Source organism: Streptomyces sp. 891-h (assembly GCF_022760275.1).
Classification (GTDB): Bacteria; Actinomycetota; Actinomycetes; order Streptomycetales; family Streptomycetaceae; genus Streptomyces; species Streptomyces spirodelae.
The window spans coordinates 6,864,579-6,885,608 of sequence record NZ_CP050693.1 but is presented as its reverse complement, the minus strand read 5'-3'; the positions used below and the strand labels follow the sequence as shown (position 1 = coordinate 6,885,608).

Below are 21,030 nucleotides of genomic sequence, written 5' to 3'. Positions count from 1 at the left end.
TCTGTTACCCGTGAGTAGCCTCTGTCAACTCCCCTTCGCCGAGGCATCAGTGCACGTGAGGGTGTTACGTTGCGGCGGGGAAACGCAGACAGGGGCGGGGAGAGACACCGTGGAGTCCACACAGCAGGCCGACCGGGCCGACAGCACCGAGCAGCGCCGCAGACAGCTGCTGGAAGCCGCCGAACGGGTCGTGCTCCGCGACGGTCCCGGGGCCTCCATGAACGCGATCGCCGCCGAGGCGGGTATCACCAAACCCATCCTCTACCGGCACTTCGGCGACAAGGGCGGCCTCTACCGGGCGCTGGCCACCCGGCACACCGAGGCGCTGCTGGCCTCACTCCGCGCCGCGCTCGACGCCCCGCGCCAGCGGCGCGAGCGCGTGGAGGCCACCCTGGACACCTACCTGGCCGCCATCGAGGCCCATCCGCAGGTCTACCGCTTCCTGATGCATCCGGCCGAGGACTCCTCCAGCAGCGAACGCGGATTCGACGTGGGCCAGCACTCGGCGCCGCTGCTGCGGCGGCTGGGCGAGGAGCTGGCCAAGGTGATCGCCGAACGGCTCGACCTGGGACCCGAGAGCGAGGAGCTGGCCCGGGTCTGGGGGCACGGGATCGTCGGCATGATGCATGCCGCCGGGGACTGGTGGCTGCGCGAAAAGCCCTGCGAGCGGGCTGTGTTGGTGCGGCACCTGGCTGATCTGCTGTGGGGGCGGCTCGCTGCCGCCGGTGACCGCGTGGGCGGTACCCCGTTCTGAGCCCAGGGGGCCGGTCGCTACAACTTGCGGGCCGCGCGCAGTGTGCGGCGGCGGGCCCACCCGGTGAGGCGGTCGACGTAGACGCGGCCCTCCAGGTGGTCGTACTCGTGCTGGAGGCAGCGGGCGAAATAGCCGCTGCCCTCCACCCGCACCGGCGCTCCGGTCAGGTCCTCGCCCTCGATCACGGCCACGTCGGCGCGCGGGGTGGGCGCCTCCAGACCGGGCAGCGAGAGGCATCCCTCGGGACCGCGCACGGTCATCCCGTCCAGACGCGTCAGACGGGGGTTGACCACGTGGCCCCGATGGCGGCGGTCCTCGTCGTCCGGGCAGTCGTAGACGAACACCCGCAGCGGCACCCCGATCTGGCAGGCCGCCAGCCCGACGCCGTACGCCGCGTACATGGTCGCGTACAGGTCCTCGACCAGCGCGGGCAGCGAGGCGCGGTCCTCAGCGGCGACCGGGCGGCCGGCGGTGTGCAGCACCGGATCGCCGTACGTCCGCAGCGGGTGTACGGCGCCCGTGCTGCCGGGGATGGGGCCGCGTCTCATGACTGTCAGCCTACGCCCGGTACCGCATTGTCGATCTTTGCAGGGGTGGCGCGGTCAGGTGCCCGGCGGGATCTCGGTAGGCTTCTCTCCTATGCGCGAGGGGCAAGGAGGTTCAGACACGATGGCAGGCAACACGGAGCCGCTGTCGCCGCGGTCCCGGCTGGCCGTGACGGCGGGCAAGGCGGCCGCGGCGGTGTCGCGGGCTGCGGGCCGCGGGAGCGGGTCGGTGATCGGCGGCAAGGTAGCGCTCAGGCTCGACCCCGACCTGCTGCAACGGCTTGCCCAGCACCTGGACGTGGTCCTGGTGTCCGCCACCAACGGCAAGACGACGACCACCCGGCTGATCGCCGAGGCGCTGCGCGCCAACGGCGAGGTGGTCTCCAACGCGCTGGGCGCCAACATGCCTGCCGGTATCACCTCGGCGCTGGCCGGCGGTTCCAACGCGCGCTACGGCGTCATCGAGGTGGACGAGAAGTACCTCTCCGGTGTGGCCAAGGATGTGACGCCCAAGGCCATAGCGCTGCTGAACCTCTCGCGTGACCAGCTCGACCGCGCCGCCGAGACCCGGATGCTCGCCGAGCGGTGGCGCGAGGGCCTCTCCGGGCAGAAGGCGGTCATCGTCGCCAACGCGGACGACCCGCTGGTGGTCTGGGCGGCCTCCTCCTCCCCCAACGTGGTGTGGGTGGCCGCGGGACAGGAGTGGAAGGACGACGCCTGGTCCTGCCCGGCGTGCGGCGGCGTGATGCAGCGCCCCGGCGACGACTGGTTCTGCGCCGAGTGCGGCTTCCGCCGTCCGACGCCGACCTGGGCGCTCTCCGGCGACCACGTACTCGACCCGCACGGCTCCGCCTGGCCCATCCACCTCCAGCTCCCCGGCCGCGCCAACAAGGCCAACGCCGCGACCTCCGCCGCCGTGGCCGCCGCCTTCGGGGTGCCGCCGCAGGTCGCGCTGGAGCGGATGTACGCGGTCAAGGCCGTCGCCGGGCGGTACGACGTGGTCCAGTACGAGGGCCGGGACATGCGGCTGCTGCTGGCCAAGAACCCCGCCGGGTGGCTGGAGACCTTCTCCCTGATCGACCCGCCGCCCACCCCGGTGATCCTCTCGGTGAACGCGCGCGGCGCGGACGGCACCGACACCTCCTGGCTGTGGGACGTGGACTACGGACGGCTGGCCGGGCACCCGATCTGTGTGATCGGCGACCGCAAGCTGGACCTCGCGGTGCGCCTGGAGGTCGCGGGCGTGAACTTCCAGGTCTGCGAGAGCCCAGCGGACGCGGTGCGCCGGTGTCCGCCCGGGCGGATCGAGACGATTGCCAACTACACCGCTTTCCAGGACCTGCGCCGCGCAGTCGGCAACTGATCACCCGTATCTTGGGGGTTCCGGGCCTTCGCGCGCCCGACCCATCGATCCGCTCGAGGAGACTGGCGGCATGAGTGACACGAGTCTGCGTCTGGTCTGGGTCTACCCCGACCTGCTGAGCACGTACGGCGACCAGGGCAACGCGCTCGTGGTGGAGCGGCGGGCGCGGCAGCGCGGGCTGGACGTCCAGCGGCTGGACGTCCGCTCGGACCAGCCGATCCCGACGTCCGGCGACATCTATCTGATCGGCGGCGGCGAGGACCGGCCGCAGCGGCTGGCGGCCGAGCGGCTGCTGCGCGACGGCGGTCTGAACCGGGCCGTGGACAACGGCGCCATCGTCTTCGCGGTGTGCGCCGGCTACCAGATCATGGGCCACGAGTTCGTCAACGATCTGGGCGAGCGCTCGGCCGGACTCGGGCTGCTGGACGTGGTCAGCAGCCGGGGCGAGGCCGAGCGGTGCGTGGGCGACGTCCTGGGCGAAGCCGACGAGCAGCTGCGCCTCCCGCAGCTCACCGGCTTCGAGAACCACCAGGGCATCACCCACCTCGGCCCCGGCGTGCGCCCGCTCGCCCGGGTGCGGCTCGGCAACGGCAACGGCACGGGCGACGGCACCGAGGGCGCCTGGCGGGACACGGTCTTCGGCACGTATCTGCACGGCCCGGTGCTGGCCCGTAACCCGCAGATCGCGGACCTCCTGATCAAGCTGTCGCTGGATGTCAACGCGCTGCCACCGACCGACGACACCTGGTACGAGGCGCTGCGGCAGGAGCGGATCGCGGCGGCGACCCAGCCCGCCTGATCCGGACACCTCCATACGTCGTCACACGCGCGACGTCGTCATACACGCGCCTCGCGGCGGAACCGCCCGCCTCGGCCGCCCCCGTGCGGGCGGCGGAGGCGGGCGTTCTAGTCTGGTGCGGGCTTATCGGTCGGTTGCGGGAGAGTTCGGATGGATCACGGCGGACACGGCATGACGATGGACCTACCGCCGTTCACGCTCGCGCGGGGCCTGGAGTTCACCGGCGAGCCGTTCTTCCTGACCGGGTGTCTGCTCGCGCTGGCGCTCTACGGCTGGGGAGTGGCGCGGCTGCGGCGCCGGGGCGATGCCTGGCCGGTCAGCCGCACGGTGGGCTTCACCGCGGGTGTGGCCACGGTGGCGCTGGTGATGTGCACGGGGCTCAACGAGTACGGCATGGTGCTCTTCAGCGTGCACATGGTGCAGCACATGGTGATCAGCATGCTGTCGCCGATCCTGCTGCTGCTGGGCGCCCCTGTCACGCTCGCGCTGCGGGCGCTGCCCTCGGCGGCGCGCAGCCAGGGGATGCGCAAGGGCCCCCGGGAGCTGCTGGTGGCGCTGCTGCACAGCCGCTATGTGCGGGTGATCTCGCATCCGGCGTTCACCATCCCGCTGTTCATCGCGAGCCTGTACGCGCTGTACTTCACGCCGCTGTTCGACCTGCTGATGGGCTCCAAGGCCGGGCACATCGCGATGATGGTGCACTTCCTCGCCGTCGGCCTGGTCTTCTTCTGGCCGATCATGGGCGTGGATCCCGGCCCGCACCGCCCCGGCTATGTGATGCGGATGCTGGAGCTGTTCGCGGGGATGCCGTTCCACGCCTTCTTCGGCATCGCGCTGATGATGGCCTCCGAGCCGATGGTGGACACCTACGCGAACCCGCCGGCCTCGCTCGGCGTCAGCGCGCTCTCCGACCAGACGGCGGCCGGCGGTATCGCCTGGGCGTTCAGCGAGATCCCCTCCGTGCTGGTGCTGATCGCGCTGGTGTTCCAGTGGTACGTCAGCGAGCAGCGCCAGGCCCGCCGCCGGGACCGCCGCGCCGACCGGGACGGCGACAAGGAGCTGGCCGCCTACAACGCCTACCTCGCCTCCCTCCAGACCCGGGGTGACTCCGGGGGCACGTGAGGGCGATCGGCACGGGCGCGTTGGAGCGCGCAGTGGCGCACGGGGCCACGGACGGGTGACCATAGGGACCTGGCCGCGGCCCCTGTCCGTGCGCGATCCGTAGGTCTCGGGGCCGCCGGGAGGAGGACGTGCTGTGATGTCTGGGATGACGCGCATGCCGGTGTCCGCGAAGGCGATGACCGTGTGCACGGTCATCGGTCTCGTGGTGGTGACGGCGTACACCGCGGCGCTGGGGAGCAGCGGATGGCTCTGGTTCTGCTGGATCGTGCTGGGGTTGGTCACACTGGGAGTTTTCGCGACGCGTGACTGAGGGGTCGCGCCGCGTAACTGGGGGGACGCGCCGCGTGACTGAGGGAGGAGCGTCACGCGTGACTGAGAGAAAGCCACGCGTGACCGGGGGACGCGTCACGCGTGGCTGAGGGGGACGGGAATCGGGGGGGGGGAAGCGACTACGACGGACGGTGCCGGGGCGCGTCAGCTCCCGGCGCCGAACTCCGTCAGGAACGCCTTGTCGAACGCCTCCAGATCGGCCGGCTTGCGGCTGGTGATCAGCTTGTTGTTGCCGCCGTCGCAGACCCTGACCTGCTCGTCGACCCAGGTGCCCCCGGCGTTCTCGATGTCGGTGCGCAGGCTCGGATAGGAGGTCAGCGTACGGCCGCGCACCACATCGGCCTCGACCAGCGTCCAGGGCGCGTGGCAGATGGCCGCGACGGGCAGCCCCGCGTCGAAGAAGCCCTTCACGAACGCGACGGCGTTCTTGTCCGTCCGCAGGAAGTCGGGGTTGGCTACGCCGCCGGGCAGTACGAGTCCGTCGAAGTCGCCGGGCCCGGCCTGCGAGACCAGTTGGTCGACGGGGAAGGTGTCGGCCTTGTCCAGGTGGTTGAACGCCTGGACGGTGTCCCCCCGGGTGGAGAGCAGGACAGGCGAGCCGCCCGCCTCCTTGACGGCGTCCCACGGGTCGGTCAGCTCGATCTGTTCGGCGCCCTCGGGCGCGACGAGAAAGGCAACACGCACGTATCTCACGTCCTTTCCGTCATCTCGCGTGCGCTCCGCCGGGTCCCCACCGGGACGGTCACCTATGCGTCGGGGCGCGGGAACGGGAAGCGCGCGCCGTCAGCCTTCCTCGGTGCCCGGCTGCTTCCCCGTCGGCAGCACCGGGTGCCTGCCGAGGATGAAGACCCCGACCACCACGGCCAGCAGCCCGATGACCTCGCCTGCCAGCGCGCCCGGCGTGAGCCGGATGGAGTCCCCCAGGAAGCCGATGCCGCAGGCGATGCCGGCCAGCGGCTCGGAAGCCGTCAGGGACGGCAGCGACATCCGCAGCGGGCCGCCCTCGAAGGCGCTCTGTACGAGCACCAGTCCGATCACGGCGAGGGCGACGATGGTGTAGCCCTGCCAGGTCAGCAGCACCCCGACCAGACCGGAGGAGTCGTAGATGTCGCCGACGACGCGGGTCAGGGCGTCCTGGAGGCCGTAGAGCGAGCCGGCCGCGGTCGCCAGCAGTGGCGGTTCCTTGAACAGTTCGAGGTGGCGCGCGATGAGCACCAGAATCACCGCGATGCCGACGAGGATGCCGAAGATCAGCCAGTGGCGCAGGGGCCCGGCCTCGCGGTCGGTGCCCTCCGGCCGGCCCGCGAGGATGAAGGCGGTCACTCCGCCGCTGAGCAGTACCACCCCGCCCCAGCCCGACCAGCCCAGCCGCTGGCTGCTCAGCCGCCGCGCGAAGACCATCGCGAACACCAGATTGGTCGCCAGCAGCGGCTCGACCGTGGACAGGTCGCCCTGCATCAGTGCGTAGGCGCTGGTGAGCTGGCCGGCCACCATGCTGGCGATGCCCAGCAGCCAGCGCGGGACCCGCACCAGGTCCAGGAGCAGCCGGAAGGACAGTACGTCGGCAATCGGGGCGCGGGAGGCGGCGTCCTGTTGCAGTACGAAGCCCAGGCCGAGGAAGCAGGCGGCGACCAGCCCGTAGACGTAGACAGCCACGGGACGCCCCTTTCCGCCGACCGGACGGTGCGAGTGCCCTCCAGCGCGTGCGCACGCCTGTCCGCGCCGTCCGCCTGGGAACAGCGCCGCCGAGATTAGGTGGCCGGGGAGGCGGAGACCACGACACCCGGCCCTCGGCCGGGCGGCACACCCCCTAAGCATGAAAGCCCGAGGGCCGAATGGCGCTTCCAGGGTGCCTCTAGCCGGAGCCGCCACCCTGGGGCCGACATGCGCGACATCGCCACCGGACCTCGGACGGGACATGACCAAGGATCTGAGAGTCGGCCCGTTCCCCAGGCAGCGCCGGCACACCGCCTGCTTCCTGAGCGAGCTGCGCGGCTTCGCGCCGGTGTTCCTGGGCGCGGAGATCGATATGAGCGCCGTACGGCGCCACCAGGCGAGCGCGGACAGTGGCGGCTGTTCGACCCTCGGCTATGTGCTGTACACGGCGGCGCGGGTACTGGCCGCTCATCCCGAGGCCAACGCCGCACTGCGCGGCCGGCTGCGCCCGCGAGTGGCCCACTACCGCACGGTGGCCGGGAAACTGACGCTGGACAAGCGGCTCGGCGGGCGCCGTGTGGTGCTCTCGGCGGTGCTGCCCGAGCTGCATCTGATGAGTCTTCAGGAGATCGCCGAGCAGCTCGCGCACCACCGTGACGGCGACCCCGCGGTGATGCCCGAGTACGCCGGTGTGCGCACCCTGCACCGGCTCCCGGGGCTGCTGGGGCGGCTCGCTTACCGGATGGCGACCCGGCCGCTGCGCCGCCGGGCGGAGACCACCGGCACATTCTCCGTGACGTCGCTGGGCCGCCGCCCTGTGACCTCGTTCCACTCGGTCGGCGGCACGACGGTCACTCTCGGCCTGGGAGCGGTGGCCGACCGTCCTGTCGTACGGGACGGAGAGCTCGCCGTCGCTCCGGTGCTGCCGCTGTCGCTCACCTTCGACCACCGGGTGATCGACGGCGCCGAGGCGGCGGATGTGCTCGGCGAGCTCAAGGAGGCACTGGAGAGCTTCGGCGACTTTTGCGACACCCCCCGGCGAGTTCCGCGAAACCGCGACGACGTCTCAAAACTGTCTCATAATGAGGGGGCTACTTTTTGAGATGCCGGTAGACGGTCGCCCGGGACACCCCGAGCCGCGCCGCGATGGAGTCCACCGTGTGCTCACCGCTGGCGTGCCACTCCCGGGCCAGGTCGGCGTCGGCCGTCGACAGTGATCTGGGACGTCCGCCCCGCGCCCGGCGCGCGCCGGGGGCCGAATCCGGAAGCAGGCGCCAGGCCCCGGCCAGCAAGTGGTCCCGCAGCACCTCGTTGGTCAGCTGCGGCATCAGTGCGACCGGGTCGGTGACCGCCGAGACGGCCTGTGCGACGGCGATGCGCTCGGGGATGCCCGCCTCGGCGCCGGCTCCGACCTCGATGCCGTACTCCATGGTGCGCAGCAGGCGGCTGAAGGAGTCCGAGGGCGTCGCCGGCAGCTCCCTCAAAAGGGTGACGAGGGTATTGCGGTAGCGCAGGAAGACATCCAGCCAGCCGGTTATCAGCGTCCTGCGCACCGCCCCGATACCGCCGGCCTCCTGCTGGGCGACCGCGTCCTCCAGCACCTGCTCCAGCTCGGCCGTCATCGGGTTGAGCAGATCCCCGAGGATCTCCGCCTTCGAGGGGAAGTGGTAGTACAGCGCGGCCTTGGTGATGCCCACCCGGTCGGCGACCTCCTGCAGGGCCGTCGCGTGGTAACCGCGTTCGACGAACAGCCGCTCCGCCTCGTGCAGAATCCGCTCGCGCGTACTGGCCTGCTGATCCAATGTCCGCACCCCCGCTTACCCTCGGTCAGTTTTGCATGTACGCTCTACCTACCAAGAGTAGGCACAGCGGCAAGGAGTTTTGCAATGCTGACCAACGTCCCGTCGCCCGGTGGTGATCCCGGTGTCGCGATCAGTATCCGCGACCTGGTCAAAACTTTCGGTGACACGACGGCGCTCGACCATCTCCAGCTGACGGCCCGCTCCGGCGAGGTCCACGGCTTCCTCGGACCGAACGGCGCCGGCAAGTCCACCACCATCAGGGTCCTGCTCGGGCTGCTGCGCAAAGACTCCGGACACGCCACTCTGCTCGGCGGCGATCCGTGGAACGACGCGGTCGAGCTGCACCGCAGGCTCGCCTACGTACCCGGGGATGTGAACCTGTGGCCGAACCTGACGGGCGGCGAGGCGATCGATCTGCTGGGCTCCCTGCGCGGCGGACTGAACGAGGCCCGCAGGCGTGACCTGCTGGAGAAGTTCTCGCTCGACCCGGGCAAGAAGATGCGCACCTACTCCAAGGGCAACCGGCAGAAGGTCGCCCTGGTGGCCGCGTTCTCCTCCGACGTCGAGCTGTACATCCTGGACGAGCCGACCTCCGGTCTCGACCCGCTGATGGAGGCGGTCTTCCAGGAGTGCGTCCAGGAACTCCGCGAGGCGGGCAAGACCATCCTGCTCTCCAGCCACATCCTCGCCGAGGTGGAGAAGCTCTGCGACCGGGTGAGCATCATCAGGGAGGGCCGCACGGTCGAGTCGGGCACCCTCTCCGAGCTGCGCCACCTGACCCGCACCTCGCTCCAGGTGGAGACCGAGACACCGCCGGCCGAGCTGCACTCGATGCCCGGCGTGCACAAGCTCGTCGTGGAGGGCCACCACGCCACGTTCGAGGCGGACACCGCCCAGCTCGGCGAGGTGCACCGGCACCTGGCAGCGCTCGGGGTCCGCTCGCTGACGAGCACCCCGCCCACCCTCGAGGAGCTGTTCCTGCGCCACTACGGCGACCAGGAGACCGCCGAGACCGCCGACAGCGTGGTGGGTGTCCGGTGAGGGCGCTGACCGGCACCGGGGTACTGACCCGGCTGGCACTGCGGCGCGACCGCATCCGGCTGCCGCTGTGGGTGGTCGGACTGGCCGGGCTGTTCGCCTCCATCGGCAACAGCATCACCGGCCTGTACGAGAACGAGGCGGCGCGGCTGGAGAACGCCCAGGTCCGCGCGGACAACGTGGTGACCCGCGCGTTCACGGGACCGGCACCGGGCAGCAGTTCGGGTGCGCTGACCGTGTCCGAGGGACTGGTCTTCACCTGTGTCCTCGTCGCGCTGATGAACATCCTGCTCGTGGTCCGGCACACCCGGCAGAACGAGGAGCTGGGCCGGGCCGAACTGGTCGGATCCGCGGCCGTCGGCAGGCACGCGGGGCTGACAGCCGCCCTGCTGGTCGCGGGTCTCGCCAATGTGCTGCTCATCGTCCTCAGCACGCTGGCCCTGATCGGCATGGGGATGCCGGCCGGCGGCTCCGTGCTGGCCGGAGTGGCACTCGGCACGGTGGGGCTGGCCTTCGCCGGCCTCACGGCGATCGCCGCCCAGCTGACCGAGAGCGCCCGCGCCGCAACCGGGCTTGGAGGTCTCGTGCTCGCCACGACATTCCTGCTGCGCGCCGCGGGTGACGCCTTCGGCAACACCGCCTCGGACGACATCACCGTCAACCCCGCCTGGCCGAGCTGGTTCTCGCCGCTGGGCTGGGGCCAGCAGCTGCGCCCCTACGGAGAGAGCCGGGTGTGGCCGGTGGCGCTGCTGCTGGTGTGCACCGCCGTCAGTGTGCTGCTCGCGGTGTGGCTGAGCGTCCACCGGGACGTGGGCACGGGCATGCTGCCCGCACGGCGCGGCTCCGTCCGGGCGAGCTCGTCCCTGCTCAAGCCGCTGGGGCTGGTCTGGCGCCTGCAGCGCGGGCTGCTGCTCGGCTGGATGGTCGGCATCGCGGTCTTCGGCGCGGTCTTCGGCGGCATCGGCGACCAGGTCGAGGATCTGTTCAGCAGCGAGGAGAGCGCTCAGTTCGTCCGGGACCTGGGCGGCGAGGGCGACCTGGTGAACGCGTACTTCGCCGGAATGATGGGCCTGCTCGCGGTGGTCGTCTCCGGCTTCACCGTGCAGGCGCTGATCCGGCTGCGCTCCGACGAGGAGGGCGGTCCCGCCGAGGCGGTTCTGGCCACCTCGGTGAGCCGGGCGCACTGGGTGCTGGCGCACGCGCTGGTGGCCCTCGTGGGCACGGCGCTGGTGCTCGCGGTGCTCGGGCTGAGCACCGGCCTGGCCTACGGAGCGGTGTCGGACGATCTGACGGGGGCGCTGGGTGACCTGCTGGAGACGACACTGGCACAGCTCGCGCCGACCGCGGTGCTTGCGGGCTTCGCGCTGGCGGCCTTCGGCCTGCTGCCCCGGCTGGCGGCGGCGGTGACCTGGGCGGCGTTCGCCGTCTGCCTGGTGATCGGCCAGTTCGGCACCCTGCTGGACCTGCCGGACGGGCTGATCGACATCTCGCCCTTCAGCCACCTGCCGAACCTGCCGGCCGAATCGCTCACCGCGACGCCGATCGTGGTGATGGCGGCGCTCGCCGCCGTGCTCGCCGCGGTCGGAGTGGCGGGCTTCCGTCGGCGCAGCCTCGCACTCGGCGGCTGACCAACCACGAAGGGAGGAAGTGCACGGTGGAGATCGTCAAGGAGTTGAACCATCCGGAAGGACTGGCCCTCAAGTTGCTGAGACTGCCCGTCCACTTCTACCGAATCGGTCTGGGACGGCTGTTCGGCGAGCGCATGCTCATGATCAACCATGTCGGGCGGGTCACCGGGAAACAGCGCAGCACCGTGGTGGAGGTGATCCGTCACGAGCAGCAGGACGACAGCTATCTGATCGCCTCCGGATGGGGGCCGCGGACGGACTGGTACCGCAACCTGCTGGCCAGGCGCCGGGCCACCATCCAGGTCGCCGGCCGGACGAAGCCGGTACGGGTCGAGCCCCTTCCCCAGGAAGAGGCGACGGAGATCGTGGCGGGCTACTTCTGGCGGAACCGCGCCATGGCCAAGCGGCTGCTCCCCCGGCTCTACGGCTACGCGGTCGACGGCTCGAAGTCCGACTTCTACGAGGTCGCCAGGCACGTGCCCATGGTGCGGCTGGTCCCGACCCGATGATCCGGCCGCAGCGGCCCGCCCCCGGCTGGGGGCGGGCCGCTGGGCGGCGGGGCGGAGCCTCCGCCCCGCCGCCCAGCGGCCCGGACACGGGCTCAGACGAGGAACAGCGACACCGTGTCCGCCACACAGGCCGGGCGCGGCTCGTCCTCGATCTCCACCGTCATCCTGGCCGAGACCAGCCAGCCCCCGGGAACGCCCTGCGCCCCGGTGAGTTCGGCACCGCCGCGCACCCGGGCGCCCACCGTGACCGCGCGTGGGAAGCGCACCCGCTCCAGCCCGAAGTTGACCCCGGTACGGGACCGTTCGACCGTGAAGATCGCCCGCATCATCGACGGCAGCAGACCGAGCAGCAGAAATCCGTCAGGGGCGGCCGGATCGGCGGCGGGGCCGGCCGGTGTTCCGGAATTCCCGGAACTCACGGGCGGCCGCGGAGAATCACCCGCTGCTCGCGCGAATTTCTCCACCCTCTCCGGAGTGATCTCCAGCCATTCGCTGTAGCCGAGGTGCTGGCCCTTCGCTGAGACCAGTTCGTCCAGTCCGGAGAAGTTTCTCATGGCCCCGATTCTGTTGACCGGTGCACGGGCGTACAAGAGTTCAGCTCCCATTCCCGACGAGCCGTCAGCGGCTTGTCAGCCGGCTCTCAGCAGCACGTCAGTGCGGGATCAGCCGGGCTCGGCACACTCCGTTCCATGGCTGCGACTTCCGCCGCCCGCGGCGAGCGCACGCGGGCGCGCCTGCTCGACGCCGCGGTACGGCTCATCGTCGAGCAGGGCTGGGGCGAGGTGACCACCCGGAGGGTGGCCGCACGCGCGGGGGTTCCGCAGGGAACGGTGCACTACCACTTCGCCACCGTCGGCGACCTGCGTATCGAAGCCGCGCTGGACGCGCTGGCGCGTGCGCGAGTGACGGTGGACGGCGCCGATCCGTCCACCGCGGTGCTGCTGACCGAGACCCTGCTGGCGGCCACCCGCGAGGACCGGCTGCGCGGGGAGCTGTCCGCGCTGATGCGGCAGTGGCACGCCGGGGAAGAAGATGTCGTCACGGCCGCGGTGCTCGCTGCCACCCTGCACAGTCTGGTGCTGCACCGCCTCGTCGATCCCGGGACGCCCGCCACGCCGCCGCAGGGGGCGCTGCGGCGGCTGGCAAGGCCGGACGCGGGGGGTGGGTCAGCCGGCGGCTGACCCACCCCCCGCGTCCGGCCGGGGATCTCAGAAGAAGACCGAGTCCCGTCGTTCGAGCGTCTCGTTGAGCGCGTGCTGGATCGTGTCCTTGACCTCTCCGGCGAGTTTCTCCACGACGCGGGCATCGTCCGCGGCGCCCGCCGGGAAAGTGTCGGTGCATACCGGGGGGTGGAAACGGATGGTCCATTTCGTCGGCATCGGCACCAGTCCCAGCGCCCCGAACAGCGGGAAGGTGGGCGTGATGGGGAAATAGGGCAGGCGCAGCATACGGGCCAGCGTGCGGGATTCGCCGACCATCGGGTAGATCTCCTCGGCGCCCACGATCGAACAGGGCACCATCGGGCGGCCGGTGCGCAGCGCGGCGGCCGCGAAGCCGCCACGGCCGAAGCGCTGGAGGCGGTAGCGGTCCTCGAAGGGCTTGCCCAGGCCCCGGTAGCCCTCCGGCATGACGCCCACCAGCGCGTCGGACTCCAGCAGCCGCATGGCGTTCTCGGGGCAGGCGCGGACGTGACCGAGCTTGCGGACGATGTCGCGGACGACGGGATAGGCGAAGGCGAGGTCCGCCGCGAGCAGCCGGAGGCTCCGCTGGACCGGGTGGTGGTCGCGGATGGCCAACTGCAGCATGAGCGCGTCCAGCGGGAGCGTACCGCTGTGGTTGGCCACCACCAGGGCGGCGCCGTGGGCCGGTATGTGCTCCAGTCCCGCGACCTCGACCCGGAAGTACTTCTCGTACAAGGGGCGCAGGGCCGGCATGAGCGCCTCGTCGACCAGTGCGGGATCGAAGCCGAAGTCGTCGACGGCCCCCTCGTCGGAGGACAGCCTGCCGTAGAGCTCCATGCCGCTGGCGAGGATCTCCTTGAGCACGTCGGCGATCAGTGAGGCCTGCTCGCCGGGGCCGGATGTGTTCTTGTCGCTCTCTTCGCGCTCCCCCCGGGGGCCACGGCTCCTCGGCGAAACGGGCAGCTCCTCGTCTTCTGGCATGCGCTCTCCTCACTGAGTGATCGCTGTCCCTGCGGTCTCACAAGGGGTGGTGCGCCGCGGCGCGGCGGCCGTACCGCCGCGCCGCGGGCTCCCCTCCCGGTCCGGACCGGGCCGTACCGGGCATCCGGGGCGAGGCAGTCCGTGCTCAGGACCTCGCCGCCGCGCGGTCCCCGGACGGGTTGTCCTCCTGCTCGGCGGGCACGGCGGCGCTGTTGCCCCTTCCGTTGGTGGCGCTGCCGTTGGTGGCAGCGCTGCCGTTGGTGGCGGCCCCGCCATTGGCGCTGCCGTTCCCGTTCGCGCCGCTTCCGTTGGCGTGCCCGTTCGTCCGGCCGTTGGCCTGCCCGTTGCCTTTGGCCCGGCCGTTGGAGCGGGCGGGGGTGCGGCGTTTGCCCTCCAGTGCGGCCGGCTGTCCCGGTCCGACCTCGTCGGTGGCCATGTCCAGGTCGCCGACCATACCGTCGGAGACGTCCCCGGCCGTGACCGTGCCCTCGCGGCGCTCCCTGGCTTCCCTCAGCAGCCGGGCGCGGGTCTTGATGAACTTGGCGTTCATCTCGTCCACGGGGATGAACTTGTTGACGCCGCCGCCGCTGATCCTGGGCTCCTGCCGGGCCATGATCTTGTAGTCCTGCGGGTCCTGGACGTACTTCTCCAGGTAGCACTGGAGCGTCGACATGGCGCGCCGCAGCTTCTCGTGCCGCAGGATCGGCTTGAGCTGGGGGAACTCGTAGACGCGGAAGATGTGTTCGGTGTGCTCCTCGTCGATCGGCGAGAACCACGACGTCGTCGCGAACGCCTCGGTCTCCACATGCACCATGCACGGGAAGGAGAACGTGATGACGTAGTGGATGCTCCGCTCGGGGTTGTCCTCCTCCCCGTGGTCGAACGAGTAACGGAAGGTCATTCCGTCGTCGTCCGTCTCCACGTGGTGATTGTGGATCATCGTGGCTTTGAGGTAGTTCTCCTTGCCGTCCAGCCCGAACTTCTTCTTCGTCCCGTAGAGGAACATGAAGTCCAGCCAGTTCAGCCAGTGGTCCCGGTGCACATAGGTGACGTGGTAGAACTCCTGGACGCTTTCGATGTACCGGGTGTAGTGGACCGGCTTGTTCCACGAGATGGTGTCGTAGACCCGGTCGTTCTCCCTGATCTCGCGGGGCGCGATGATCTCCGGGAGTTCGCTCTCGGGCCGGTCGTCACCCCACCACACCCAGATCAGGCCGTACTTCTCCCGCACCGGATAGACCGGCACCTTCAGCGATCCCGGGATGCGGGCGTTCTTGCCCATCGCCGGCGTCAGGGTGCACTTGCCCTCCGGGTTGAACAGAAACCCGTGGTAGGGGCATTCGATCGCGTTGCCCTTCATCCGCCCGTCGCCGAGCCAGGCCCCCTTGTGCGGGCACCGGGCACCCTGGCAGACCACCTTCCCGTCGAGGTCGCGCCAGAGGACGATCTCCTCGCCGAGACGGCGGATACCTTTCGGCTTCTTGTCGGTGACATCCCCGGATATAGCCACGGGATACCACAAATCGGGAATCATGCAGTCCCTCTCTTTTCCGAGTTTCCCGCCGAGCACCGGCGGGCTTTCCTGGCCTGCGGCACCGACCGTCGAGGGGCGGCCGTCCGGTCAGGAGTTCTCGACGACCTCGACCGTGCCGGCGTCCCCGTCGACCACGATCAGGTCCCCGGTGCGGATGACCTGCGTCGCGTACTTGGTGTTCACGACGGACGGCACATGGAATTCCCGCGACACGATCGAGCTGTGCGAGAGCATCGACCCGATGTCGGTGACGACGCCGCCCGCGATGGCGAACAGCGGGGTCCAGGTGGCGTCCGTGTAGCGGGTGATCAGGATTTCCCCGGCCTGGAACTCGTCGGCCTGCCAGACCAGGTCCTCGATGATGCGGGCCCGGCCCACCACGCGGCCCGGGCTGGAGCCGAGCCCCTCGAGGCGTTCCCCGTCGGGCACGGGCCGGACGGCGGAGGCCGGGTCGTGCTCCCCGACGAAGGTGAGCGGCGGCTCCGGCAGCCGCTTGTGGTACTCGTGCAGCCGCCGAGCCGCGTCGATCTTCGCCCGGTCGAAGGCCACCGCCTCGGAGTCCTCACCCGCCACATAGGCGCGTACGTCCTCGAAGTCGAGATACGCCACCTCGTCCATGGAGTGCAGCACCCCCGCCTCCAGCAGGCGCCGGCCCACCTCGTAGACCACGTTCCGCACCAGCCAGATCGAGGTGATCATCGACATCCGGGTGATCTCCCGGAGCTCGCTGTAGGTCCGGTACATGGCGATGGCCGTCTCCACAGCCTTCCGCTTGGGCAGCGGCAGCCGCTCCAGCGCCTTGCGCGAGGTGTCCTGGTGACCGCCGCTGCGCCGCAGGATGTCGTCGGCGGAGAAGCCGTCAGCGGCGTAGCGGCGGATCATCTGGAAGACGTACGAGGGATCGTCGATCCACCGGGGATGGGTGATCTCCATCTCCTGGGGGCCGCGGGTGCCGTGGGCGCGCAGGAAGGGCTCCATCCGCTCCTGCCAGAACTCGCGCCCCTCCTCGTCGGCGCGCAGGGCCGTCTCGACGCCGTCCAGCGGCAGGTCCTCGATGATGCGCAGCACCCGGGGCCGGTCCTTGGCGGCCTGCGCCAGCGACCAGATCTCCTTGGCGGACTCGACCGTGCGCAGGTTCGACATATCGGTCTTGATGCGGTTCTGCAGGTTGACGCCCTCGGCGCCGAGCCACCGTTTGCACAGCTCCGCCAGCACCGCGTAGAAGCCGAACGCGTGGATGTAGTAGGGCATGTAGCCCACATGCATGTCGTGGAAGTACGCCAGGCGGCGCTCCAGCTCCACCTTCAGCTCGGACCGGCTCAACCGGCTCAGGTCCATGGCCCGGTCGCGGTCGAACTCGTAGCTGCGGGAGGAGGACATCCGCTCGGCCCGCGCCCTCATGTCCGTCAGCTCGTTGGCGGTGGAACGGAACCAGAACGCCGTCGACAGGGCGTCGGCGACGCCGCCGGGGAATTCACCGAAGGGGTTGCGGTAGTCGGTCAGGTCCACCTCCTCGCTGACGAACCGGCTGGTGAACCGCCACTGGTCCCGCGTGGGCAGGCACTGCGCCATCACATACGCGCTGTAGGAGATGTTGAGGTAGACGTGCCCTTGCACATAGCCCATCGGAAGGTCGGGGTCGCCGGTCACCCGGGCGCCGAGCGCCGAGGTGCAGTCCAGGTGCACATGCTGCTGGTAGTACCGGGCGAAGCTCAGTCCCAGCGGGGTCATCAGCCCGACGAAGATCTCCCCGATGTCCATCCGCGACCAGAGGGTGCCCTGCTCGATCTCCTCCGTCTGCTCAGTCACATAGGGGCTGGCGGCACTGCCCGGGTTGCCGCCGGAACCGGCCGCGGGCGCCGTGGTGATGGGCCGGGTCTGGAAGAGCTGGAGGACGCCGTCGCGCATGCCCCACTCGATGTCCTGGTCACAGCCGTACCGGCGGCGCAGGCGCAGGGCGTGGCCGCAGAGTTCGGCCAGCTGCTCCCGGGAGAGGCAGGGCACATTGCGGTCGGCGGCGTCGACCCTGGTCATGCCGATCTTCCCGGGCTCCAGCGGGGCGCACTTGGTCACCTTGTGCCTGACCCGCTCCTCGACGACCTCCAGGGTGCGGTCGTCGACCACGAAGTAGTCGCTGGAGACCCGGCCGGACACCAGCCCCTCCCCCAGCCCCTGGCACGCCTCGACCACGATCCGGTGCGGGCGCGCGCTGACGGGGTCGACGGTGAAGACGACGCCGCTCACATCGGAGTGGACCATCTCCTGTACGACCACGGCGATGGCTGCGGGCGCGCCGTCGTCGTCGCGGTAGGTCGTGGCACGGTCCGACCACAGGGAGGCCCAGCAGCGCCGTACGGCGTCCAGCAGCGCGGCGTCGCCGGCCACGTCCAGGATCGTGTCGTGCTGGCCGGCGAAGGACTGGGCCGCTGAGTCCTCCCGCGGCGCCGAGGAGCGGACGGCCACCCGGGGCCGCCCGAGCCTCGCGTACGCGGCCAGGACCGCCTCCGCGATCGAGGGGGGTATCTCGGTGGCCAGCACCTGCTCCCGCAGGGCACGGCCGTCGGTTCCCGGCACCTTGGCCGCCAGGCCGGTCTCCTCCAGGAACGCGGTGAACAACTCGGTGGTGAGGCAGAAGGCGGGCGGTACCGGCAGCCCGTCGGCCAGCATCTCGCCGAGCCTGGCGGCCTTGCCGCCGAGGACGGCCGGGTCCGGCTGGGGTCCGTCGCCGAGGACGACCACCTGGCCGGCGTGCGGCCCGGCAACGGGGGTTCGGGTGGCGTGCGTTGTCATCGTGAGGTCTCCTGACCGTTCAGTCCAGCGCGAGCTGTGCGTTGGTGCCCGTGCAGGCGCGGAACTGCTCGCCCGGGATGATCTGGGCCGCTTCGACGTCGGTGAACCCCGCCTCCTCCAACTGCCCTACGAGTTCGCCCTCACTGGGCAGCGGACCGCCGAAGTCGGAGAAGTGGAACCACAGGTTGAGCGCCTCCAGTCCTGCGTTGCCGCCCTGGCAGGAGGTGGTCAGCAGGAGCTTGCCGCCGGGCGCGAGCATCCGGCGGGCCCTCCGCAGCGTCTCGACCCGTTCGTCCTGCGGGAAGTAGTAGATGTTGTTGTGCATGGTGACCAGGTCGAACTGCGGCTCGAGGTCCAGCGCGCGCAGATCGCCCTGCCGGGTCTCGACCCGGTCGGTGAGCCCCCACTCGGCCATGTTGGCGGCCGCCTGGTCGGCGACGCTCTTCTGCATGTCGATGGCGAGCGCCGAGAGCCTGGGGTTGAGCTCGGCCGCGTAGCGCACATACGTTCCGCTGCCGCAGCCGATCTCCAGCAGCCGCACCGGCCGGGAGCGCTCCAGGCTCCGGTCGACGGCCGCCTCGACGAAGGACTCGACGACCCGCGTCGAGCGGGCGATGACCGCCCCGTCCTGGTCGTCCAGCGAGAACCGCTCGCCCCCGCGCAGCATGCTCGGCCCGTGCAGCAGGGCCGGGACATGGAAGCGGATCACTTCCTCCAGCGCGGCGGCCACCGCGTCGTTGCCCGGCTGTGCGAGGAACTTCGCGGTGAAGCTGTTGAGCCGGTAGCAGCCCTCCCCGGTGCCGAAGTCGCCCAGCTTGACGCCCATGTCGAGCCAGGCGCGGAGCCGGTCCTTGTCGGCAGGGCCGACCGCGAGCCTTTCGGCGAGCGACTCCAGGTCGCAGGGGCGCGCCGCCAGACAGCGCAGTACGCCCGAGTTGGAGGCGGAGGCGAGGAAGGCCAGCCGGTATGTCGGCTCGATGAGGCCCTTGGACAGCGCCAGCAGCACCGGCATCCGGGGGTTGCCCAGGACTTTCAGTATCTGCAGCAGGCCGCTCACCGGTTCCTCGACACGGTTGCGGACAGTGGTGGCGAGACTCAACAGATCCATGGTGCGTTCCTTCGCGCGTTGGCGGGCTGGGGTCCGACGGGTCGGGCGTCCTGTCCTGTGCGCACTCCGGCGAGCTCGTCGCGCAGGCTCCGCAGCAGCCGCTCCCGGGAGGGCCCGCCGTTCAGGAAGAAGTGATCGCCTTCCAGATGGCGGCGCAGGAAGGAACTGGAGGTGTACGCGCGCCACGCCTCCGTATGCGGCGCGGAGGCGAGCGCGTCCCGGGTGGCGGAGAAAGCCGTCATCGGGCACCCCAGCGGGGCGCGCGGCCGCCACCGGTAGGTCTCGCACACACGCAGGTCGGCACGGAGGACCGGCAGCCTGCGCTCGAAGTAGGCCGCGTCGACGGCCCGGTCCCGGTCCAGTCCGCCCAGGTCGCTGACGAGCCTGCGCAGTTCCTCGTCGGGCAGGAGGTGGTCCTCGCGGGTCCCGTACAGGTGGGGTGCCCTGCTGCCGGAGACGAACAGATGCGCGGGCTCGGGCGCGCCCCGCTCGCGCAACTCGCACGCCACCTCGTAGGCGAGCAGCGCTCCCATGCTGTGGCCGAACAGCGCGTAGTCGTGGCACAGCCGGGCCTCCAGCAGCGCGGTGGCCAGCTGGGAGACGAGCGGTCCGAGCGCCTCGTAAGGTGCCTCGCGCAGCCGCAGGCCCCGGCCCGGCAGCTGGACGGGCACCACGTGGACGTCTGCTCCCAGCCGCTCCTGCCAGGCCCGGTAGACCGATGCTGTGCCGCCCGCGTACGGGATGCACACCAGCCGCCTGGGGCCGGCCTCCTCGGGGCTGGTGCCGGGGAACCAGGCAGCGGCCGGCGAGGTGGTCTCAACGGGCAACATGTTTACGCCCTTCGGCGGAGTCGAGCCAGGCGACGGTGCGGCGCATGCCCTCCGCGAAGCCGACGGGGCTCTTGAAGCCGAAGTCCCGCTGCGCCCGCTTGATGCCGTAGGACTGGTCGCGGTCGAAGAGGTGGACGGTGTGCCGGGTGAGGATCGGGCGGGAGGTGATGCCCAGGGCACCGTAGATCTTCTCGGAGGCAGTGGCGGCGGCGGTGGCCACGGAGGCGGGCAGGTTGAGCCGGGGCGGCTTGACGCCCATCCCCGCCGCGAGGGCCTCCACGTACTGCCGCCAGGTCGTCTGTTCGGGGTCACGCAGGTTGTAGGCCTTGTCGACCGTCTCCTGGGAGGTGGCGGCGGCGATCATGGCGTCGACCGCGTTGTCGACGTAGAGCAGGCCGGCCGGGACCTTGCCGCCGCGGATGTAGAGCATCTGCTTCTGCAGCAGGAGATTGCCGATCTCGATCACGAAGTCCTTGCTGCGCGGCCCGTACACCGACACCGGGCGCACGATGGTCACCGGCACACCGGTCTCGCCCGCGGCCTTGCGCACCGCGCGCTCGCCCAGGATCTTGCTGCGGTTGTACGGCAGGCCGATGTCCTTGCAGGCCGCCGACTCGTCACCGGGCTGCTTCGGATAGCCGTACACATCGGTGGTGCTGACGTGCAGCACCCGGTCGACCGTGCCGGCCAGGTGGGCGGCCTCGACGACCTTCCTTGCGCCCTGGACGTTCGCCCGGTGGAAGTCCTCCCAGGGCCCCCAGTCGGCGGACATGCCCGCACAGTTGTAGATGTAGGAGACGCCTTTCGCCGCGCGGGCCAGGCTGTCCAGATCGTCCAGGTCTCCGGTCTCGGTCTCGATCTCGTCCGCCACGTCCTCGAAAGCCGAGCGGTCGCTCTCGGGGCGCACCAGGACCCGGACGCGGTGGCCGCGTTCGGCCAGCCGCCGGGTGAGGTGGCCGCCGATGAATCCGCTGGCGCCGGTGACCAGGACATCGGGCGTGCCGTCGCGGGACGCGTTGCTCGCTTCGGCCGGGGAGGGGTCAGTGTTGTGGGTAGCCAT

At 70.6% G+C, this 21,030-nt stretch carries 21 protein-coding genes; 10 read left to right on the top strand and 11 right to left on the bottom strand.

Annotation, left to right across the window (positions count from 1 at the left end; genetic code table 11):
* Positions 1–109: 109 nt before the first annotated feature.
* Positions 110–754: a TetR family transcriptional regulator gene (locus HC362_RS30430; RefSeq protein ID WP_243087388.1), complete on the top strand. Its 645-nt coding sequence runs from the start codon at positions 110–112 to the stop codon at positions 752–754.
* Between the two features lie 17 nt (positions 755–771).
* Here the strand turns inward: HC362_RS30430 and def are convergent, their stop codons facing one another.
* Positions 772–1,302 (bottom strand): peptide deformylase, encoded by a 531-nt coding sequence (gene def, locus HC362_RS30425; RefSeq protein WP_243087387.1) that lies wholly within the window; start codon positions 1,300–1,302, stop codon positions 772–774.
* A 121-nt stretch (positions 1,303–1,423) separates the two neighbouring features.
* Between def and HC362_RS30420 the strand changes: the two genes are divergently transcribed.
* The 4 genes from HC362_RS30420 (at position 1,424) to HC362_RS30405 (ending at position 4,893) form a co-directional block, all read left to right on the top strand.
* Positions 1,424–2,662, top strand: coding sequence for a MurT ligase domain-containing protein (locus tag HC362_RS30420; protein ID WP_243087385.1), 1,239 nt, complete (start codon positions 1,424–1,426; stop codon positions 2,660–2,662).
* Positions 2,663–2,732: 70 nt separating this feature from the next.
* Positions 2,733–3,461: a glutamine amidotransferase gene (locus HC362_RS30415; RefSeq protein WP_243087383.1), complete on the top strand. Its 729-nt coding sequence runs from the start codon at positions 2,733–2,735 to the stop codon at positions 3,459–3,461.
* Between the two features lie 150 nt (positions 3,462–3,611).
* A complete protein-coding gene (locus tag HC362_RS30410) occupies positions 3,612–4,583 on the top strand; it encodes a cytochrome c oxidase assembly protein (protein ID WP_243087382.1) in 972 nt (323 codons plus the stop codon).
* A 136-nt stretch (positions 4,584–4,719) separates the two neighbouring features.
* On the top strand, positions 4,720–4,893 hold the full coding sequence (locus tag HC362_RS30405) for a hypothetical protein (RefSeq protein WP_243088953.1): 174 nt from the start codon (positions 4,720–4,722) through the stop codon (positions 4,891–4,893).
* A gap of 164 nt (positions 4,894–5,057) precedes the next feature.
* Here HC362_RS30405 and HC362_RS30400 read toward each other — a convergent pair whose 3' ends face one another.
* Both HC362_RS30400 and HC362_RS30395 read right to left on the bottom strand, forming a co-directional pair.
* A complete protein-coding gene (locus HC362_RS30400; RefSeq protein ID WP_243087381.1) occupies positions 5,058–5,597 on the bottom strand; it encodes a type 1 glutamine amidotransferase domain-containing protein in 540 nt (179 codons plus the stop codon).
* Between the two features lie 99 nt (positions 5,598–5,696).
* The gene (locus tag HC362_RS30395) at positions 5,697–6,569 is read right to left on the bottom strand and encodes a DMT family transporter (protein WP_243087379.1); all 873 of its coding nucleotides are present in this window, start codon (positions 6,567–6,569) and stop codon (positions 5,697–5,699) included.
* A gap of 262 nt (positions 6,570–6,831) precedes the next feature.
* Here HC362_RS30395 and HC362_RS30390 point away from each other — a divergent pair, with 262 nt between their 5' ends.
* Positions 6,832–7,671, top strand: coding sequence for a 2-oxo acid dehydrogenase subunit E2 (locus tag HC362_RS30390; RefSeq protein WP_243087377.1), 840 nt, complete (start codon positions 6,832–6,834; stop codon positions 7,669–7,671).
* On the opposite strand, the gene HC362_RS30385 is transcribed toward HC362_RS30390, so the two are convergent.
* Positions 7,661–8,380, bottom strand: a complete 720-nt coding sequence (locus tag HC362_RS30385; protein WP_243087376.1) for a TetR family transcriptional regulator — start codon at positions 8,378–8,380, stop codon at positions 7,661–7,663. The genes HC362_RS30390 and HC362_RS30385 overlap by 11 nt on opposite strands.
* A 75-nt stretch (positions 8,381–8,455) precedes the next feature.
* Here HC362_RS30385 and HC362_RS30380 point away from each other — a divergent pair, with 75 nt between their 5' ends.
* From HC362_RS30380 to HC362_RS30370, 3 genes are read left to right on the top strand one after another with little or no spacing between them, the layout of a single operon-like run.
* The gene (locus HC362_RS30380) at positions 8,456–9,412 is read left to right on the top strand and encodes an ABC transporter ATP-binding protein (RefSeq protein ID WP_243087375.1); all 957 of its coding nucleotides are present in this window, start codon (positions 8,456–8,458) and stop codon (positions 9,410–9,412) included.
* A complete protein-coding gene (locus tag HC362_RS30375) occupies positions 9,409–11,037 on the top strand; it encodes an anibiotic ABC transporter (protein ID WP_243087369.1) in 1,629 nt (542 codons plus the stop codon). Before HC362_RS30380 ends, HC362_RS30375 begins: the two co-directional genes overlap by 4 nt.
* A 26-nt stretch (positions 11,038–11,063) precedes the next feature.
* On the top strand, positions 11,064–11,546 hold the full coding sequence (locus HC362_RS30370) for a nitroreductase family deazaflavin-dependent oxidoreductase (protein ID WP_243087368.1): 483 nt from the start codon (positions 11,064–11,066) through the stop codon (positions 11,544–11,546).
* Between the two features lie 92 nt (positions 11,547–11,638).
* Here the strand turns inward: HC362_RS30370 and HC362_RS30365 are convergent, their stop codons facing one another.
* Positions 11,639–12,100 carry a dehydratase gene (locus tag HC362_RS30365; RefSeq protein ID WP_243087367.1) on the bottom strand — a complete coding sequence of 154 codons (462 nt, stop codon included), beginning with the start codon at positions 12,098–12,100 and terminating at the stop codon, positions 11,639–11,641.
* Between the two features lie 135 nt (positions 12,101–12,235).
* Between HC362_RS30365 and HC362_RS30360 the strand changes: the two genes are divergently transcribed.
* Entirely contained in the window at positions 12,236–12,727 is a 492-nt protein-coding gene (locus tag HC362_RS30360) for a TetR/AcrR family transcriptional regulator (protein ID WP_243087366.1), read from the top strand.
* Between the two features lie 27 nt (positions 12,728–12,754).
* Here HC362_RS30360 and HC362_RS30355 read toward each other — a convergent pair whose 3' ends face one another.
* From HC362_RS30355 to HC362_RS30330, 6 genes are all read right to left on the bottom strand, one after another.
* A complete protein-coding gene (locus HC362_RS30355; RefSeq protein ID WP_243087365.1) occupies positions 12,755–13,708 on the bottom strand; it encodes a lysophospholipid acyltransferase family protein in 954 nt (317 codons plus the stop codon).
* Between the two features lie 145 nt (positions 13,709–13,853).
* Positions 13,854–15,242: an aromatic ring-hydroxylating dioxygenase subunit alpha gene (locus HC362_RS30350; RefSeq protein ID WP_243087364.1), complete on the bottom strand. Its 1,389-nt coding sequence runs from the start codon at positions 15,240–15,242 to the stop codon at positions 13,854–13,856.
* Positions 15,243–15,329: 87 nt separating this feature from the next.
* Positions 15,330–18,032 carry a PEP/pyruvate-binding domain-containing protein gene (locus HC362_RS30345; RefSeq protein WP_243087363.1) on the bottom strand — a complete coding sequence of 901 codons (2,703 nt, stop codon included), beginning with the start codon at positions 18,030–18,032 and terminating at the stop codon, positions 15,330–15,332.
* A 19-nt stretch (positions 18,033–18,051) separates the two neighbouring features.
* Entirely contained in the window at positions 18,052–19,140 is a 1,089-nt protein-coding gene (locus tag HC362_RS30340; RefSeq protein ID WP_243087362.1) for a class I SAM-dependent methyltransferase, read from the bottom strand.
* Positions 19,128–19,970, bottom strand: coding sequence for an alpha/beta fold hydrolase (locus HC362_RS30335; RefSeq protein ID WP_243087361.1), 843 nt, complete (start codon positions 19,968–19,970; stop codon positions 19,128–19,130). Before HC362_RS30335 ends, HC362_RS30340 begins: the two co-directional genes overlap by 13 nt.
* Positions 19,957–21,030 (bottom strand): NAD-dependent epimerase/dehydratase family protein, encoded by a 1,074-nt coding sequence (locus HC362_RS30330; RefSeq protein WP_243087360.1) that lies wholly within the window; start codon positions 21,028–21,030, stop codon positions 19,957–19,959. The genes HC362_RS30335 and HC362_RS30330 overlap by 14 nt, the downstream gene beginning before the upstream one ends.